Source organism: Streptococcus mitis, assembly GCF_946190155.1.
Classification (GTDB): Bacteria; Bacillota; Bacilli; order Lactobacillales; family Streptococcaceae; genus Streptococcus; species Streptococcus mitis_CL.
Window position 1 is genome coordinate 1 of the sequence record NZ_CAMHZL010000131.1, and the last position, 236, is coordinate 236.

The window sequence follows — 236 nt, forward strand, 5'->3', positions numbered from 1 at the left end:
TTCGAACCCACGCACGCTTTTACACGCCTGACGGTTTTCAAGACCGTTCCCTTCAGCCGGACTTGGGTAATCCTCCAAAATAGTCCGTACGGGATTCGAACCCGTGTTACCGCCGTGAAAAGGCGGTGTCTTAACCCCTTGACCAACGGACCAAACTTTATGGGCACGAGTGGACTCGAACCACCGACCTCACGCTTATCAGGCGTGCGCTCTAACCACCTGAGCTACGCGCCCAA

The 236-nt window shown here is 55.5% G+C and carries 2 tRNA genes; both read right to left on the bottom strand.

The window, feature by feature from the left end:
• Positions 1 to 80: 80 nt before the first annotated feature.
• Positions 81 to 152: transfer RNA gene (locus N8O80_RS09615), tRNA-Glu, on the bottom strand.
• Positions 153 to 160: 8 nt separating this feature from the next.
• Positions 161 to 234, bottom strand: a tRNA-Ile gene (locus tag N8O80_RS09620).
• Positions 235 to 236 lie beyond the last annotated feature (2 nt).